This window comes from Flavobacterium sp. UBA6135, assembly GCF_002428305.1.
Taxonomy (GTDB): Bacteria; Bacteroidota; Bacteroidia; order Flavobacteriales; family Flavobacteriaceae; genus Flavobacterium.
In genome coordinates, this window is the sequence record NZ_DIVJ01000007.1 from 1 (window position 1) to 16,755 (window position 16,755).

General features: G+C 34.7%; 16 protein-coding genes. 13 read left to right on the plus strand and 3 right to left on the minus strand.

The annotated features are described in order from the left end of the window. Positions 1-2,373 (plus strand): T9SS type A sorting domain-containing protein (locus B3L86_RS01760; protein WP_291114380.1); only part of this gene is annotated, 2,373 nt, incomplete at its 5' end. A 251-nt stretch (positions 2,374-2,624) separates the two neighbouring features. Here B3L86_RS01760 and B3L86_RS01765 read toward each other — a convergent pair. Continuing rightward, entirely contained in the window at positions 2,625-4,601 is a 1,977-nt protein-coding gene (locus tag B3L86_RS01765; RefSeq protein WP_291114383.1) for an alpha-ketoacid dehydrogenase subunit alpha/beta, read from the minus strand. Between the two features lie 190 nt (positions 4,602-4,791). Between B3L86_RS01765 and B3L86_RS01770 the strand changes: the two genes are divergently transcribed. The 9 genes from B3L86_RS01770 to B3L86_RS01810 all read left to right on the plus strand — a co-directional run bounded on the left by B3L86_RS01770 (position 4,792) and on the right by B3L86_RS01810 (position 11,086). Further along, on the plus strand, positions 4,792-5,742 hold the full coding sequence (locus B3L86_RS01770) for an isopenicillin N synthase family dioxygenase (protein WP_291114386.1): 951 nt from the start codon (positions 4,792-4,794) through the stop codon (positions 5,740-5,742). Between the two features lie 158 nt (positions 5,743-5,900). Beyond that, a complete protein-coding gene (locus B3L86_RS01775) occupies positions 5,901-6,299 on the plus strand; it encodes a GxxExxY protein (RefSeq protein WP_291114388.1) in 399 nt (132 codons plus the stop codon). Between the two features lie 84 nt (positions 6,300-6,383). Beyond that, positions 6,384-6,719: a translation initiation factor gene (locus tag B3L86_RS01780; RefSeq protein ID WP_291114391.1), complete on the plus strand. Its 336-nt coding sequence runs from the start codon at positions 6,384-6,386 to the stop codon at positions 6,717-6,719. Positions 6,720-6,814: 95 nt separating this feature from the next. Further along, on the plus strand, positions 6,815-7,681 hold the full coding sequence (locus tag B3L86_RS01785) for a nucleoside phosphorylase (protein WP_291114393.1): 867 nt from the start codon (positions 6,815-6,817) through the stop codon (positions 7,679-7,681). 47 nt (positions 7,682-7,728) lie between these two features. Further along, positions 7,729-7,962, plus strand: a complete 234-nt coding sequence (locus tag B3L86_RS01790; RefSeq protein WP_291114396.1) for a hypothetical protein — start codon at positions 7,729-7,731, stop codon at positions 7,960-7,962. Beyond that, the gene (locus B3L86_RS01795) at positions 7,962-8,579 is read left to right on the plus strand and encodes a GNAT family N-acetyltransferase (protein ID WP_291114398.1); all 618 of its coding nucleotides are present in this window, start codon (positions 7,962-7,964) and stop codon (positions 8,577-8,579) included. Before B3L86_RS01790 ends, B3L86_RS01795 begins: the two co-directional genes overlap by 1 nt. A gap of 11 nt (positions 8,580-8,590) precedes the next feature. Continuing rightward, positions 8,591-9,442, plus strand: coding sequence for a substrate-binding domain-containing protein (locus B3L86_RS01800; protein ID WP_291114401.1), 852 nt, complete (start codon positions 8,591-8,593; stop codon positions 9,440-9,442). Positions 9,443-9,463: 21 nt separating this feature from the next. Then, a complete protein-coding gene (locus B3L86_RS01805; RefSeq protein WP_291114404.1) occupies positions 9,464-10,396 on the plus strand; it encodes a transglutaminase domain-containing protein in 933 nt (310 codons plus the stop codon). Positions 10,397-10,501: 105 nt separating this feature from the next. Continuing rightward, positions 10,502-11,086 (plus strand): hypothetical protein, encoded by a 585-nt coding sequence (locus tag B3L86_RS01810; RefSeq protein WP_291114407.1) that lies wholly within the window; start codon positions 10,502-10,504, stop codon positions 11,084-11,086. A gap of 176 nt (positions 11,087-11,262) precedes the next feature. On the opposite strand, the gene corA is transcribed toward B3L86_RS01810, so the two are convergent. Then, positions 11,263-12,345, minus strand: a complete 1,083-nt coding sequence (gene corA / locus B3L86_RS01815) for a magnesium/cobalt transporter CorA (RefSeq protein WP_291114410.1) — start codon at positions 12,343-12,345, stop codon at positions 11,263-11,265. Positions 12,346-12,424: 79 nt separating this feature from the next. Between corA and hutI the strand changes: the two genes are divergently transcribed. After that, the gene (hutI, locus tag B3L86_RS01820; RefSeq protein WP_291114413.1) at positions 12,425-13,660 is read left to right on the plus strand and encodes an imidazolonepropionase; all 1,236 of its coding nucleotides are present in this window, start codon (positions 12,425-12,427) and stop codon (positions 13,658-13,660) included. Positions 13,661-13,763: 103 nt separating this feature from the next. Here hutI and B3L86_RS01825 read toward each other — a convergent pair whose 3' ends face one another. Next, a complete protein-coding gene (locus tag B3L86_RS01825) occupies positions 13,764-14,648 on the minus strand; it encodes a hypothetical protein (protein ID WP_291114416.1) in 885 nt (294 codons plus the stop codon). A 98-nt stretch (positions 14,649-14,746) separates the two neighbouring features. On the opposite strand from B3L86_RS01825, the gene B3L86_RS01830 reads away from it, so the two are divergent. Both B3L86_RS01830 and B3L86_RS01835 read left to right on the plus strand, forming a co-directional pair. Next, a complete protein-coding gene (locus B3L86_RS01830) occupies positions 14,747-15,790 on the plus strand; it encodes a formimidoylglutamase (RefSeq protein WP_291114418.1) in 1,044 nt (347 codons plus the stop codon). Positions 15,791-15,874: 84 nt separating this feature from the next. After that, entirely contained in the window at positions 15,875-16,723 is an 849-nt protein-coding gene (locus tag B3L86_RS01835; protein ID WP_291114421.1) for an HAEPLYID family protein, read from the plus strand. Positions 16,724-16,755: the final 32 nt, after the last annotated feature.

Here is a 16,755-nt window from a genome sequence, read left to right on the forward strand (position 1 = left end):
GATTTTGTAATCAATGCGGCTCCATCAGTAGGAACTTTAAGTGGTACACAAGCTAATTGTATAGCTGGTTCAACAACATTAAGTTCAACAGTTTCTGGTGGTACTTGGTCTTCAAGTAATACTGCTGTTGCAACTATAGATAGTCAATCTGGTGAAGTAACAGGTGTTGCTGCCGGAGAAGCTACCATGACTTATACCGTAGCCGGTATAGGTGGATGTTCTGATGCTACTGCTACAAGAATTATAACGGTTTATCCTATGCCTTTAGCTCCATCAGGAACTCAAGAACAGTCTTTCTGTTCAGCTGATGCACCTAAAGTGTCTGATCTTACAGCAACAGGAAATAACATCAAATGGTATGCTGCAGCAACTGGTGGTAACATTGTTTCTGCTACAACTGCTCTTGTAAATGGGACAACTTATTACGCTAGTCAAACTACTAACATTTGTGAAAGTATAGAAAGATTAGCAGTAACTGTAACGTTAATTAATATTCCAAATCAACCTTCTACCATTTCTGGAGGTCATGGTACCTTTGCAACGGTTTGTCAGGGTTCAACCCAGACCTATACAGTAACAAATGTTGTAGGAGTAACTTATAATTGGACAGTACCTTCTACTTGGAGTATTGTTTCAGGTCAGGGGTCTAATTCCATTACCGTAACCGTTGGAACTGCCAATGGAAACGTTACTGTTACTGCCGGTAATACTTGTGGAACCAGTTCTGCAAGAACCAAGTCACAGCAAGTAACACTATTGCCATCCATCACCAATTATAAAATTGATGATGTTGTAACTACTACAAAGGAAATTACAGTTACTTATGGTTGTGATTCTGCCATTGAACTGAAAGTGAGTGGTAATAATGGTATAATCACTGGTTATCAGTGGTTTAAAACTTCAGGGCCGAATGCCTCAGGTGGAACAGCACTCTTCCCAATAGCACTTCCTTTAGCCAACAAGTATAAAGTACCTGCTGCTAATGGTTATTATGACGAAGATATGGGAGACCAGTTAGGTATAGGTGTTGGTACACACTATTATTATGTGGTGGTAACCAACCAATGTGGAAGCACTACTAGTGAGTTGTTTACGGTACATGTAGTAGCACAAGATGCAGCTGCCGATCCGGAAGCTAATGCTTACTATACCGGTCCTTCCTTTGTATGGACTACAACTGCTACCAGTAATACTGCTACGGTTACGTTACAGGCATTCTTAAAAAATAAATCTACAGATAATTGTGGAGATATTGCAACAGCACGAGTAACTTTTCAGGTTAGACCTGCAGGAGCTTCTACATGGACGAATATTCCGAGTGCTACCAATTTACCGGTAGGGTATGTTAATCCACAGAATCCAGGTATGGGAGGAACAGTCGCAGCAATCGTACAGTTGTCGATTCCTCAAAATGCCACTTCTGAAATCTATGACATTCGTGTTGTAATTGGTGGTAATTATAAAAACAGTACCTCTAATGCACAAGGATTTGATCAAATAAATTCAACAAGCCAGATTATTGTTGGTAAACTCGTTCCCGGTGGAAATATCAGTGGAGGAGCAAGACTTGCCAATGTGCTAAGTGCCGGTTATGTGAAAGGCTCACTTTTACACAAAGCTGAAGCTGCCTTTGATGTTGCTTACAGTATGAAAGGTAACAAAGTGAATGCACCAAAAGGTAAGGTATCTTTGAGAATTTACAGTTATTATGACAAGAACGGAGCTTACACGCCAGGAGAGTTACATACTTATGTTGTTAGATCGAATGCGATTGCCAGTCTTGCTATTACAGCACCTACAGCCAAGTTTACTTCAAAGGCAAACATTTCTGAAGAAATAGTTGTAGATGGGGTTACCACGTTAGTTTCTATTGAAGGTAACTGTACACTTTTAGTAGATTTAGGAGATTATTCATCAACCGGACTTTCAAATGTTCTTGATAAAGTGGGGATTACAGTGCAAAGAAATGCAGGTGGTTTATGGTACTCAAACAATTGGGTAGTCAATAAAACTATTGAGACATTTATTTTTGGTGGAGATGTAGTGGTGTCCGGATTAACCACACCACAATTAAGCAAAACCGCCAATCCATCAAGTCCAGATACAACAGAGAATGAAATGCCTACAAATTCAGCAGGTATTATAGTAACAGCCTATCCAAATCCATCGGATGCTTCTTTTTTCTTGAAAAATATTTCCGACACGGATTTAATGGTATCCATTTATACTGCATCAGGTCAATTGGTTGCAAAACCAATTAAAGTAATGGCACAGTCTACTTATGAATTTGGATCTGATTACAAATCAGGGATGTATGTTGTAGAAGTTTTAGGAACAAACTATAAAGACTATTTGAAATTGATTAAAAAGTAAAGTTCTTAGTTCAATTTATATTTAAAAAGCCGTCTCAATTGTGAGACGGCTTCTTTTTTATGCTTTTTTATTGCTATTAATAAGTAGTCTTTTGTATACTTCCATTGGATTTGGAGATTATCATCTATCAAACTTAAAAACACTACAAACATCCAATTTTATTTTAAAATAGTAGGCCTAACCTTATGTTGTAGGCGTCTGCAAATTCTAATTCTTATAAAATATAAAAACCTACCTACGATATTTATTTTCTAATACGCCACCAACTCCAACAACTCCTTCTCAAATCGTGTTTTCGGTAAATATTGGTCTTCCAACGCTTTTACAAAGGGTATTGGCGATTCTAAACTACCCACTCTTCGCACCGGACCGTCTAAATGTTCAAAACAGTTTTCCATTATCATGGCAGAAATATCACTGGCTATTCCACCAAAGAGCGTGTCTTCTTGAAGAATGATGCACTTGTTTGTTTTCTTTACTGAGGCATAAATGGCTTCAATGTCTAAAGGTTGTAAGGTTCGTAAATCCAAGACATCCGCACTAATATTAGGATGTTTAGCTAAGGTTTCTAAAGCCCAATGCACACCCGCACCAAACGAAATGATGGTGACTTGTGTCCCTTCCTTCAATAAAGCCGCTTTTCCAAACGGAATGGTATAATAATCCGTCGGAACGTCTTGATAAATACTTCGGTACAATTGCTTGTGCTCAAAAAACAGCACCGGATTCGGGTCGTTAATCGCTGTATTCAATAAACCTTTCACGTCATACGGAAACGCAGGATAGACTACTTTCAATCCCGGGGTTTTACTAAACCAAGCTTCATTGGTTTGCGAGTGAAACGGTCCGGCTTGCGTGCCACCACCACATGGCATTCGAACCACCACATCGGCTTTTTCATTCCAACGGTAATGTTGCTTCGCTAATAAATTCACAATCGGATTAAACCCCGTAGAAACGAAATCGGCAAATTGCATCTCCACAATGGCTTTATGTCCGTTAATCGATAATCCCATTCCCGCAGAAACAACAGCACTTTCGCAGATAGGTGTATTGCGAACACGCTCTTTTCCAAAAAGGTTTACGAAACCATCGGTCACTTTAAATGCTCCCCCGTATTCTGCAATATCCTGCCCCATGATAACCAAATTGGGGTGACGCTCCATGGATTGTTTTAGACTTTGAGTAATGGCATCAATCACGCGAATGTTTTCGGTTGTATCGGAATGTGTAAACGCCTCAAAAGCATACGGTTTATACACATCATTTAATTCTTCATTCAAATCAGCAATAATATCCGGTTCGTCAAAAACCAAACGAATATGTTCGTCCATTTCTTGTTTGAATGACGACCGAATAGCCTCATCTTGCTCATTGGTCAGCAAGCCAACTTCTTTCAAATAGCCTCGGTAATTTTCTATAGGATCTTTTTGAGCCCATTCATCAATCAACTCTTGTGGCACATATTTGGTGCCACTCGCCTCTTCATGACCACGCATTCTAAAGGTTAAAAACTCTAACAAAACCGGTCTCGGATTCTCACGTAATGAAGCCTTCAAATCAGCTACTTTGGTGAACACATCCAAAATATTATTACCGTCAATGATATGACTTTCCATGCCGTAACCAATGCCTTTATCTGCCAAATTTGCACAGCGGTATTGTTCGTTCGTAGGGGTTGAAAGTCCGTACCCATTATTTTCAATCACAAACAAAACAGGTAAATCCCAAACGGCGGCAATGTTTAGTGCTTCGTGAAAATCCCCTTCGCTAGTAGCACCTTCTCCTGTGAAAACGGCAGTAACTTTACCGTTTTTTTGGAGTTTATTGGCTAAGGCAATTCCATCTGCCACACCCAATTGCGGACCCAAATGCGAGATCATCCCAACTATTTTATAGTCTTGCGTTCCAAAGTGAAACGAACGGTCACGACCTTTAGTAAAACCACTTTTCTTTCCCTGCCATTGAGCAAATAAACGTTGCAACGGAATATCTCTGGTGGTAAAAACACCTAAATTTCGGTGCATCGGTAAAATATATTCATCTTTGTCCAACGCTGAAGTAATTCCCACCGAAATCGCTTCCTGACCAATGCCGGAAAACCACTTGGAAATCTTACCTTGTCTTAGTAAGATGAGCATTTTTTCTTCAATCAAACGTGGCTTTAACAAAGAGGTGTACAAATTCAGTAAAGCAGAATCAGAAAGGTTTTTTCTATCGAAAATCATAGTTGGGGTATTTTTAAAAACGCTTTCAAAAGTACAAAAAATAACAAATCTGATTGGTAATGTTATAGTTTTTTATAAAACGTTTTCGTAGCTGTTAATAACTTTCAATTTTGCAGTTTGAAATATTTATCTACATTTGTATTTACAAGCATTCAACTCACTTTGAGTTATTAACAAATAATAATTTAATATGCAAAAAATTCCTAGTGTTGACTTGCGTGATTTCCTATCGGATGACCCGATACGCAAACAAAAATTTGTAAATGAAATCGGAAAAGCTTATTCAGATATAGGGTTTGTTGCCTTAAAAGGTCATTTTTTAGATGATCGTTTGGTAGATGAATTGTACAGCGAAGTGCGTAATTTCTTTTCGCTTCCTATAGAAACCAAATCAAAGTATGAAATTCCAGGAATTGGTGGCCAAAGAGGTTATGTTTCTTTTGGTAAAGAACATGCCAAAGGACGATCTGCAGGTGATTTAAAAGAGTTTTGGCACTTTGGTCAATACGTTAGCAAAGATTCAAAATATGCAGGAGAATATCCGGATAATGTAGAAGTAACTGAATTACCTAAGTTTAATGAAGTAGGAAAAGAAGCTTATCAAATGCTTGAAAAAACAGGTGTTTACGTGTTGAGAGCCTTGGCGTTGTATCTAGGTTTGGATGAATTTTATTTTGACAACTACATCAAAGACGGAAACAGTATTTTACGACCCATTCATTACCCACCCATTACCGACGAACCTAAAGATGCGGTACGAGCTGCAGCTCATGGTGATATCAACTTGATTACTTTATTGATGGGAGCTCAAGGAAAAGGGTTGCAAGTGCAAAACCACAACGGCGATTGGATTGACGCCATGGCTGAACCAGACGAATTAATGATTAATGTAGGTGATATGTTGTCGCGTCATACCAACAACAAATTAAAATCAACCATCCATCAAGTAGTGAATCCACCTAGAGAATTATGGGGCACTTCCCGTTATTCAATTCCTTTCTTTATGCACCCCGTAAGCGATATGCGTTTGGATGTGCTGGAAGATTGCATTAATGAAATCAATCCAAAATTATACGAAGATATTTCTGCAGGTGAATTTCTGCACGAACGTTTGGTTGATTTGGGATTGATTAAGAAGTAAATTTCTTTATGAATAAATAACCAAATTCCATTTATATGGGGTTTGGTTTTATTTTTGGAACACTATATTACTATACGCCATATTGGAACGCGGATTTAACAGATTCGCTAAAGCGAAACGCGGATTTTTACAGATTTAAACCATTAAAAAATAACTATATGCACTTATTACATAAAGAATTAACAGCACTCATTTTGAAAACATTTTATGAAGTATATAATGAACTAGGATACGGATTTCTGGAAAAAGTTTACCAAAATGCTTTATTTTTAGAATTAAAAGAAAAAGGTTTAAATGTTGTTCCCAACAAGAAGATTAAAGTTTTTTATAAAGGAAATAATGTTGGTGATTATTATTCTGACTTAATCGTTAATGATACTGTTATATTAGAATTAAAAGCAGCTGAATGCGTAGTTGAAGAGTTTGAAACACAATTATTAAACTATTTGAGAGCAACAGACTGCGAAGTTGGTTTGTTACTTAATTTTGGCAAGAAGCCTGAGTTCAGAAGAAAAGTATTTGAAAATAACAGAAAGATAAGAAAAAATCCGTTTTAATCAGATCCTTGCGAAGCAAATCCGTCAACATCAGCGTTTCGCTTTAGCGAATCTGTTAAATCCGCGTTCCAAAAAAATAACAACATGCACGATTTAAGTGAACAACTCAAAAAACTCTTCCCCGACCATCAACCTTCCAACGAACCGGAACAAGTTGAGGAAACACCCCATGAATTATTCGTTCAAAAAGAACCGATGATTTGTAAATACGAAAAACGAAAAGGCAAACCCACTACAATTATTTCAGGCTATGAAGGAGCCGATGAAGACTTCAAAATCTTAGCCAAGGAAATAAAGAGTACATTTGCCGTTGGCGGAAGTTTCAAAGACGGTGAAATCATCATTCAAGGCGATTACCGTGATAAGATAATGAAATTTCTCCAAGAAAAAGGATTTAAAACCAAACGTGTAGGAGGGTAAAATTTGTTTCAAGTTTCAGGTTTCAAGTTGTTTGCAATGTTGAAACTAAGTCACTCAGAAACTCAGCAACTCAGGCACTCAGCAACTCAGAAAAAATGATACAATCATCCGAATTAATACTCAACCCCGACGGCAGTGTCTATCACTTAAACTTACTACCGGAACACATTGCTCACGACATTATTTTTGTGGGTGATCAAAATCGGGTAGAAAAAATAACAAAGCATTTCGATTCCATTGAATTTTCTACACAAAAAAGAGAATTCAAAACGCAAACCGGAATGTATAAAGGCAAACGAATGTCGGTTATGTCCACCGGAATTGGTCCGGATAACATAGATATTGTAATGAACGAACTCGATGCATTAGTCAATATCGATTTAAAAACCAGAACCATAAAAGAAAATCTAACTTCGTTAAACATTGTTCGAATTGGAACTTCCGGTTCGTTGCAAGCCGATATTCCTGTGGATAGTTTTGTGATGAGTTCGCATGGTTTGGGATTAGACAACATGCTTCGCTCCTACTTAATTGATGCTGTTTCCGAAAAAGACATCGAAGAAGCGTTTATCAATCAAACAAATTGGGATTTACGAAAAGGCCGTCCGTATGTGATTAAAGGAAGTGAATCGTTAGCCAAAAAGTTTGAAAGCAATCAAATTCATAAAGGTTTCACCGGAACGGCAGGCGGATTTTATGGTCCACAAGGACGCGTTTTACGTTTAGGTATACAAGATGTAGATTTAAATACTAAAATGGATGCATTCAATTATAACGGCATTCAAATGACCAATTTAGAAATGGAAACCGCTGCGATTTATGGCTTAGGTAAATTGTTAGGTCATCAATGTTTATCGTTGAATGCGATTATTGCTAACCGAGCAAATGGAACTTTTAGTGAAGACCCATACAAAGCGGTGGATGCGTTGATTGAATATGCGTTAGATAAATTGGCGGAGTAAAGCCCCCTAACCCCCAAAGGGGGAACTGAAAAACATTACCTAGAATAATGAATTACATTTTACAAAGCTTTTTTAATGGAATTGGTGGAATCATCAGATGGATATTTTTCAGAATAATAAATATTTTATTTGATAAAAATTATCGCAATGATTTAGATTATTATTTAGAAATTGAAAACCTTGTAAAAGATAAAAATGGATTTACTAATTTACAAAAGAATTTTTTTGCCGGAATAGTTGTTTTTATTTTATTGATTGTAATTGCTGAAAAAATTGAATAATGAATCTAACCCTCGAAACCAAACGCCTCCTCCTTCGACCGCTTGAATTAAGCGATGCAAATGCTTTTTTTGAAATGGATAATAATCCCAGCTTGCACAAATACCTTTGGCAAAAGCCAACGCAAGAGATTAGCGAAACGATTAAGACTATTGAATACGTCCAACAGCAATATCGTGAAAATAAAATTGGACGTTTTGCAACAATTCTAAAAGAAACCGGCGAATTCATTGGTTGGACAGGAATTAAATTCGTTAACGACCACGAAGAAAATGGCAACACCAATTTCTACGATTACGGTTATCGTTTAAATGAGAAATTTTGGAACAAAGGGTATGCTACAGAAGCCTCCATTGCTTGGTTAGACTATGGTTTTAATCAAATGAATATTGAAAAAATGCACGCATACACCCATGGTGAAAACGGAGCTTCCAACCATGTTTTACAAAAAGTAGGTTTTCAGTTTATGGAAGATTATCCGGATAAAGAAGGTGTGATTTGGAAATGGTGGATGATGGAAAATCTGTTGTCTGTTGTCTGTTGTCTGATGACTGTTATCAGTTGTCTGTTGTACGTCCCTGATTTAAGTCTGTTAAATATCTTAATACGCTCATCTTAATACTAAAAAAAATGAAAACCATCAAAATAGCAGGCGTTCCCGAACATTTCAACCTACCTTGGCATTTGTGCATTGAAAACGGAGAATTTGAAGAAGCGGGAATCGATTTACAATGGACAGACGTTCCCGAAGGAACCGGAAAAATGTGCCAAATGTTAAGAGATGGCGAAACGGATATTGCCGTGATTTTAACCGAAGGAATTGTAAAAGACATCAATGCCGGAAATCCATCAAAAATTGTGCAGGTTTATGTGGAAAGTCCACTCATTTGGGGAATTCACGTGGATGCTAAATCCAACTATCAAAGTCTGTCGGATTTAGAAAACACGAAAGTTGCCATTAGCAGAATGGGTTCAGGTTCGCATTTAATGGCAATTGTAAATGCTCAAAATCAAGGTTGGAAAACTAATGATTTGCAGTTTGAAATTGTCAACACGATTGATGGAGCAGTGGATGCTTTATCTGGTGGGAAGGCTGATTATTTTATGTGGGAAAAATTTATGACAAAGCCATTAGTTGATAATGGAACTTTCCGTAGAATTGCCGACTGCCCTACTCCGTGGCCGTGTTTTGTAATTGCGGTTCGCAATGAAATTCTGGAAAAACACCCACACACCATCGAATTGATTTTAGAAATCATCAACACCACAACAGAAGAGTTTAAAGACATTCCGAGTATCAACCGGACGTTGGCTAGCAGGTTCAATCAAAAAACAGAAGATATTGATGCTTGGCTGTCTCAAACACAATGGTCACAGACAACTATTAGTCATGAAACGTTAAACAAAATTCAAAATCAGCTATTTGACCTTAGCCTTATCGATAAAAAAAGTACTTTTGTTGAAATCGTGCACGGCTTTTAGCTTTTTGCCGTTTTTAACACAATGAAACTATTCGAAACAATCAATTTTAAGGAAATAAAGGCAAAACTTAAGGTCAAAAAACCTTGGGATGATGTGATTATTTTTGTTTTGAATGTATTGATTGCCATTCCAATTTTTATCATTGCCCATCAAAATATAATTGACTTCAATTGGTGGTTGGATTTAGACCGAATACTTTTAGCAGTTATTATTTTGGTTGTTATTCAACTTATTCTACGATTGATACGAACCATTTTGATTTTAGGAATTGCTGTATATTTGATAGTTTTAATTTACGGAACTCTTTTTAGCAATTATGGTTTTGAATCGGTTTTTCAAGATTATGGTTATATGATTTATTCGATGACAGAAGATCCGAATCCGCAGGATATTATGATTTCAAAATTATTGCCATTTCCAAATAAATCACAGATTTTAAAAGCAATAGAATATGACAATCCGAAAGTGCGAAACTTTGCATTAACGGCAACCACGCTTCATTTTAAAGATGTGAAAGGTCAAAAAGAACATCGGAGAATGATTCAATGTTTTGCCGTTTTCAAAGAAATAAGAAACCGTTGGAATTATGTAAACGACCCAAAAGGGAAAGAATATATTGCTCACGCTACTGAAAGTTTGATTCATTTTTCAGGCGATTGTGATGATCACGCCATCTTAATGGCCGCATGCATCAGAGCCGTTGGTGGCACTCCCCGACTCATTCACACCGGTGGTCATATCTATCCGGAAATGCTTGTGGGTAAAAAAAGTGATTTGGAAGCTGCCGTTTATTTAATCAAAGAAGTGCTTTTTGTGACAGAAAGTAAAAACAAAGAAATTCACTACCATATAGACGAAAGAGGACAGATTTGGTTGAATCTGGATTATACGGCTCGTTATCCCGGCGGACCGTTTATGTCGGAAGAAATTTTAGGAGCGTTGACGTTGAATTAAAAATAACCATTCACTATTATCACTTAATGTTTAAAATTTAAAATTGTAAAACAATATAGTTTAAAACAATATTTCATAAAAAAAGTATCAAATACATCTAGAATTTTGAAAACAAAGAGGTCCACATATTTTAATTATATTTCAACAAGTACTATTATTATTGCTGGTATAGTAATTACATTGTTTTCAACCTATTTACTAATTACTAATCCAACTATCAATAGTGATAAATATGAAATTAAAGAGTGTAGTAATACTATTTTCGAATATGATAGAATTGATTATTACCATTTAGATATTGACAATTTTAACGGACATAAAACAAGTCAAAAAGATACAATCAAAAGAAATATATTAAATGATTATTTTAATACTATCAGTGATAGTCTCAATTTAGATAAAATTGGTAATTATTATTCTAAAATTAAATTAAATGAGAAAAGTTTAAAATTTATAAATAGCTATATATGCAAAAACAAAAAGTCAAGTGACGAATCATTCTCTGAATGTATGCCAATTTTTCGTGATATTTTAATTTTCAAAAACAAATCAAAAATAGTAGGAATCAATAAAATTTGTTTTGAATGTGATGTATCTAATCTTGTATCAGTCGAATATAACTCATATTCGTTTAATATAGATGAAATAAATATTTTAGAGGATTTTTTAAAAATAAAACAACCTTATTAGAAAAATCCTTTCAAAAAAGTAAACACAAAAGCTTTGAAATAACACTTATATATATACCTATTTTTGGTTTTTAAACGATGTTTACTAAAATAAAGCAAAGCGTCTTTACTTTTTCATAAGCCTCTGTTACTCCTATGCGGTTTATATAAATGTAACCCCTAATTTCGTCAAAAAAGTTAAAACCATTTCTTTCTTTTGAAATAGAAAATCATTCCTAAAACCAAAATAAACATTACACCTAAGGTAACAAAATAACCATTTTTATAGGCCAATTCCGGTATGTTTTCAAAGTTCATTCCATAAACTCCAACAATAAATGTGAGCGGAATAAACACCACCGAAACAATAGTCAACGTTTTCATGATTTCATTCATGCGATGACTTTGTGCCGAAAAATAAAAACTGGAAGCACTTTCCAAAGAATTCATATCATAATCAATCTGATCCAAAAGCTCCAAACTTTTTTGATGCAAACGGGCAAAAAAAGTAAAATTTGACTTTTCTATTCCAGCATAATCATCATCATCTTGAATCGATTTTAAATTATATAAAGAATCTCGCAACGGAATTAAAGAGCGTTTTAAGTAATTTAATTCTTCCCTTGATTTTTCAATTCGCACTAAAACATCTTGGTTTTCGATAGTTTTTGCTTCTGTTTGCAACAATTCTATCGCATCTTCAAATTTTTCAATGGTAATGTAAAAATTTTCCATCACGGCATCTAACATGAGATACAAAAGAAAATCATTGTTCTTTTTGCAAACAATTCCGGAATTTGTCTTGATGCGTTCTCTGATGTGTGAAAAGAAATCACCTCGCTTTTCTTGAAATGAAACCAACAAATTCCCTTTTAATAAAAAGCTGATTTGCTCAACATGTACTGTTTTTTCATCCTTTTCAGGAAGAATGGATTTGATACTAAAAAACAAGACATCATTTAATTCTTCCATTCGGGTTCGTTTTGATACATTCAAAATGTCACCTGCAATAAAAGTATCTAATTCTAAAATCTCTACAATTCTTTTAATCAAGGTAACATCATGCAAACCGTGAATATTCAACCACTTGACATCCTTAGTGGCAAACTGCTTTGGCAATTCATTTTCTATAAATTCTAAGGTAACGTTTATATTTTCAACATAATCGGTTTCATTGTAAACAAACAATTGCATTTCAACGGGTTGTTCTTTGTGATGTCCCGTATATTCAAAATAATTGGGTTGAACTTTTCTGCCTTTTTTATATTTAAGTCGTTTCACAGTACTTATTTTTTTATAAAAATAAGAGTTTTAATTATTTCATTCTATTTTTACATAAATTTTTATATAAAAACCATTTATGTTAACCCTTATAAAAAATATAAAAGAGTTACTTCAAGTGAGAGAAACTAGTATTTTAAAAGTTTCCGGAGCAGAGATGAACAATCTACCCCTATTAAAAAATGCTTATGTATTGATTGAAAATGACATCATCACAGCATTTGGTGCAATGGAAAATTGCCCTGAAATCCATGCAGAGCTTGAAATTGATGCCAGCGAATGTGTGGTATTACCCACTTGGTGTGACAGCCATACGCATTTGGTTTATGCAGGCAATCGCGTTCAGGAATTTGTGGACAGAATAAACGGATTATCCTATGAAGAAATTGCAAACAGAGGGGGTGGCATTTTAAATTCGGCACAAAAACTCAATGAAACCAGTGAAGATGAAATTTATGAACAATCAAAAGTTAGATTAGAAGAAGTCATGAAACTGGGAACCGGAGCTATCGAAATTAAATCAGGCTATGGTTTAACAGTAGATGGCGAACTAAAAATGCTTCGCGTAATCAAACGTTTGGCTGAAAATTATCCCATCAAAATAAAAGCCACTTTTTTAGGAGCTCATGCTTTTCCTAAAGAATATAAAGACAATCATTCCGGTTATATTGATTTAATTATCAATGAAATGTTACCGAAAATTGCTGATGAAAATTTAGCCGATTATATTGATGCATTTTTAGAAACCGGTTATTTTTCTGTTGAAGAAACCGAACGAATCATGGAAGCCGGAAAAAAATTCGGTTTAATTGCAAAAATTCACGTGAATCAATTTACCGCAATTGACGGAATCAAAGCATGTGTTAAACACAACGCCTTGAGTGTAGATCATTTGGAAGTTGTAACAGATGAAGATATTGAAGCTTTGAAAAACGCTAACACCATACCGGTTGCACTTCCTTCTTGCAGTTATTTTATAAGCATTCCCTATACTCCGGCTCGCAAAATGATAGCCGCAGGATTACCACTTGCTTTAGCAACCGATTATAATCCGGGAACTACACCATCAGGAAACATGAATTTTGTTGTGGCCACCGCTTGCATCAAAATGAAAATGACTCCTGAAGAAGCAATAAATGCCGCTACAATAAATGGGGCTTATGCCATGGGAATCTCTGAAACACACGGAAGTATTACCATTGGAAAAAAAGCGAATTTAATCATCACGAAACCAATTCACTCTTTTTATCAATTGCCGTATGAATTTGGATCCAATTTGATTGATAAAGTTATAATTGAAGGAAAAACAATTTAATTTTTTTAAACCGTTAAGCAATTAAGGAACATTAAGGTTTATAAATTTTTGATAAAAAAAAGGAGCAACTTTCATTGCTCCTTTCTCTTAGTAGTTCAAAATCTTATTTCAAAGTAAAACTAGTTTTTCCAACCAACTCTCCTTTGTCAAAAATGTTTACAAAGTACGTTCCCTTTTCAAAACTTGATCCCGGTAAATTTTCAGTCACACTAACCGTATCATTTTTATAGGAAACGGTAGAAATAAAACTGTATGTTAGTGATTTTTCACCAAACTCAACGGTTTTCTTTTCTCCTAAAACATTGCTTTTACTGTCAATTACTTGAACATAGTATTGTTTGTCACCGGACTTAGCTACTTTGTTTTCAGCAATTGTAAAGCTAATTTTTAGAATGTCAGCTCTACCTGCTCTTTCTGTTTCCACCTCTTTTCCTGAACTTCTTACTTTATAAGCTCCGGTTTTTAAGTTTAAGATAGAAAGTTTAGAAGCAATTTCAACAGTTTTCGATAATTCTTCGTTTTGACCAACAAGTACTTGATTGTATTCTTTGGCTTCCACTAAAATTGTTGTTGTACTGTCAATTTGAGTAGTCAAATCTTGATTCATTTTTTTCAAAGCATCATTTTCTCTTACCAATTCATTCATTTTTGATTCGAGTGTACGATACTGTTCTCTGAATTTTCTCAAAGAAGCAACATCTCCTTTTGAAGCTTTTAATTCATCCATTAATTTAACTACCTTATCGCGTTCTGCTATTAATTCTTCAGACATTGAAGTGTTCTCTGCAATTGCAGCATCATAAGTAGCTTTTAATTGAGCAAAATCATTAAGTGCTGCTTCTTTTTCAGTCACTAAATTGACATTTTCAGTTTCAGACTTCTTATTATCTGAACTAAGCTTAAACATATAAGCTAAACTGGCTAGCAATAATAATGATAATACAAGTATTATTGCTTTTAATTTTGAGTTGTTGTTTTGGTTTTCCATTTTGTTGAATTTTAACAAAGTTATAGTAAATTTTAACATTAGTAATGATATTAACGAAAATTTGAGTAAAAATTGTATTTTTGGATTCAAATATATTTATGGAAAACTTAGTCCCCTTTACATTACTTGATTTAGGAAAAATTACAAATCACAGAAGTGGCGAAATTAAGTTTGGTGAAAAAATGATAACCATCCCAAAAGATGTTGATGTTGTCAACTTTATCACTGAATCTAAAGCAAGATTTGTATTATTTGGAATTCCTGAAGATATAGGAGTTAAAGCCAATAACGGAAGACCGGGAACTTCAAACGGTTGGAAAAATGCAATATCCAGCATTGCCAATATTCAACACAATAGATTTTGTAAAGGAAGCCAGATTATCATTTTAGGTTCACTAGATGTAGCCGAAGAATTGAAAGCAGCTGAAAATCTAAATTTTGATAATACAGATGACAGGAAAAAGCTATCTAAATTAGTTGAAAAAATTGACAAAGAAGTTTCACATATTATTTTCACTATCATTAAAGCCGGTAAAATTCCCATAATTATTGGTGGTGGACACAACAACGCTTATGGCAACATAAAGGGAACCGCTTTAGCTAAAGGAAAACCTGTAAATGTAGTCAACTTTGATGCACATTCTGATTTCAGAATTTTGGAAGGAAGACACAGTGGCAATGGATTTTCTTATGCTTTTGATGAAGGCTTTTTAAAAAAATATTTCATTTTTGGTTTACACGAAAGTTATACTTCCAAAAATGTTCTACTGAAATTAAAAGATTTAGAAGATCGGGTACGGTTTAATACCTATGATGAAATTGCGATTCGAAGTGAGAAAAATTTTGAACAAGAACTCAATCAAGCATTAAATTTTATAAAGAATGACTCTTTCGGAATTGAACTTGATTTAGATGCTTTGCCGGGTGTTGCCAGTAGTGCTATGACATTGAGTGGATTTTCAATTGAAAAAGCTCGTCATTTTGTTCATCATTTTGGCAAACATTCCAATGCAGCCTATTTGCACATTTGTGAAGGAGCACCGGAATTGTTTGATGATAAAAACCCACAACTTTTAGGGAAATTGATTGGTTATTTGGTTACTGATTTTATAAAAGCAAAAACAGCTGCAACCGAACTTTAATTAACTATTTTTTATGTTTTTTTTTAAACTCAATCCTTTCGAGTTTTATATTTTTGCGTAAATTCAAACCATTCAAATTCATATATGAAAAATTTAGCTGTATTATTTTTACTCTTGATTTCTTTTATTTCAATTGCTCAAGAGAATCAAAAAACTATATTAGACAGTCTTTATATCCAAGAAGTTGAGCAAAAAACAGAAAAACATAAAGTACTCCATGCAGAACCTTTATATATTGATTTGATTCGAGATTTAGGTGCAAGAAAAGGTGAAAAAGAATGGAATATAGGAGTTGGTCTTATTGACAATAACTCATATGATCGTTATGAGGCTTTAATTGAATACGAATGGGCTCCTGTTGACCGCTTGGGTTTAGAAATTGAAGTGCCTTTTTCATTTTATTATAATCAAAACGGAACAGAGAATTTGACTACGCCACAAAGTAAAATGGAAAGTTTAAAACTAGCCGCTCAATATACTTTTTTTGTATCTGAAAAAACGAATACTTCAATGGCTTTAGGATACATTCATGAGTTCGAAATGACTTCGTTTAAACAATACAGTTCCTCCACTTTTTTTCAAGGGAATGTTTACAACCCTTTTTTTGTAGTAGCAAAAAGATGGGGAAATAATTTTCATACCTTATTATATACGGGTCCCGTTTGGGAAAAAAGCTTTGACGGACATCATAGTGATTTTAATTGGCAAATAAATTCTAACATCCATTATATGATTTCCGGAACACGAAATTTTATTGGTGTTGAATTCAATAAAGAAGTTTACAAGAATGATTTCGATATGGTCATTAGACCTCAAATGCGTTTGGAAATATCAAACCAGATTATGGTTGGAATCGTTACAGGTATCCCTATTTCTAGAGAAAATCAACGATTTAGTAGCTTTTTGAGGCTAATTTATGAACCAAGTCATTAAAAGATAATAAATGATTTAATTGTCTATCTTTG

Excerpts from the sequence above, each read along its gene's own strand:
- B3L86_RS01765 (WP_291114383.1), bottom strand. The coding sequence starts at position 4,601 with ATGATTTTCGATAGAAAAAACCTTTCTGATTCTGCTTTACTGAATTTG.
- B3L86_RS01780 (WP_291114391.1), top strand. The coding sequence starts at position 6,384 with ATGCACGATTTAAGTGAACAACTCAAAAAACTCTTCCCCGACCATCAA.
- B3L86_RS01825 (WP_291114416.1), bottom strand. The coding sequence starts at position 14,648 with ATGGAAAACCAAAACAACAACTCAAAATTAAAAGCAATAATACTTGTA.
- hutI (WP_291114413.1), top strand. The coding sequence starts at position 12,425 with ATGTTAACCCTTATAAAAAATATAAAAGAGTTACTTCAAGTGAGAGAA.
- B3L86_RS01805 (WP_291114404.1), top strand. The coding sequence starts at position 9,464 with ATGAAACTATTCGAAACAATCAATTTTAAGGAAATAAAGGCAAAACTT.
- B3L86_RS01830 (WP_291114418.1), top strand. The coding sequence starts at position 14,747 with ATGGAAAACTTAGTCCCCTTTACATTACTTGATTTAGGAAAAATTACA.
- B3L86_RS01770 (WP_291114386.1), top strand. The coding sequence starts at position 4,792 with ATGCAAAAAATTCCTAGTGTTGACTTGCGTGATTTCCTATCGGATGAC.
- B3L86_RS01835 (WP_291114421.1), top strand. The coding sequence starts at position 15,875 with ATGAAAAATTTAGCTGTATTATTTTTACTCTTGATTTCTTTTATTTCA.
- B3L86_RS01795 (WP_291114398.1), top strand. The coding sequence starts at position 7,962 with ATGAATCTAACCCTCGAAACCAAACGCCTCCTCCTTCGACCGCTTGAA.
- B3L86_RS01775 (WP_291114388.1), top strand. The coding sequence starts at position 5,901 with ATGCACTTATTACATAAAGAATTAACAGCACTCATTTTGAAAACATTT.
- B3L86_RS01790 (WP_291114396.1), top strand. The coding sequence starts at position 7,729 with ATGAATTACATTTTACAAAGCTTTTTTAATGGAATTGGTGGAATCATC.
- B3L86_RS01785 (WP_291114393.1), top strand. The coding sequence starts at position 6,815 with ATGATACAATCATCCGAATTAATACTCAACCCCGACGGCAGTGTCTAT.
- B3L86_RS01800 (WP_291114401.1), top strand. The coding sequence starts at position 8,591 with ATGAAAACCATCAAAATAGCAGGCGTTCCCGAACATTTCAACCTACCT.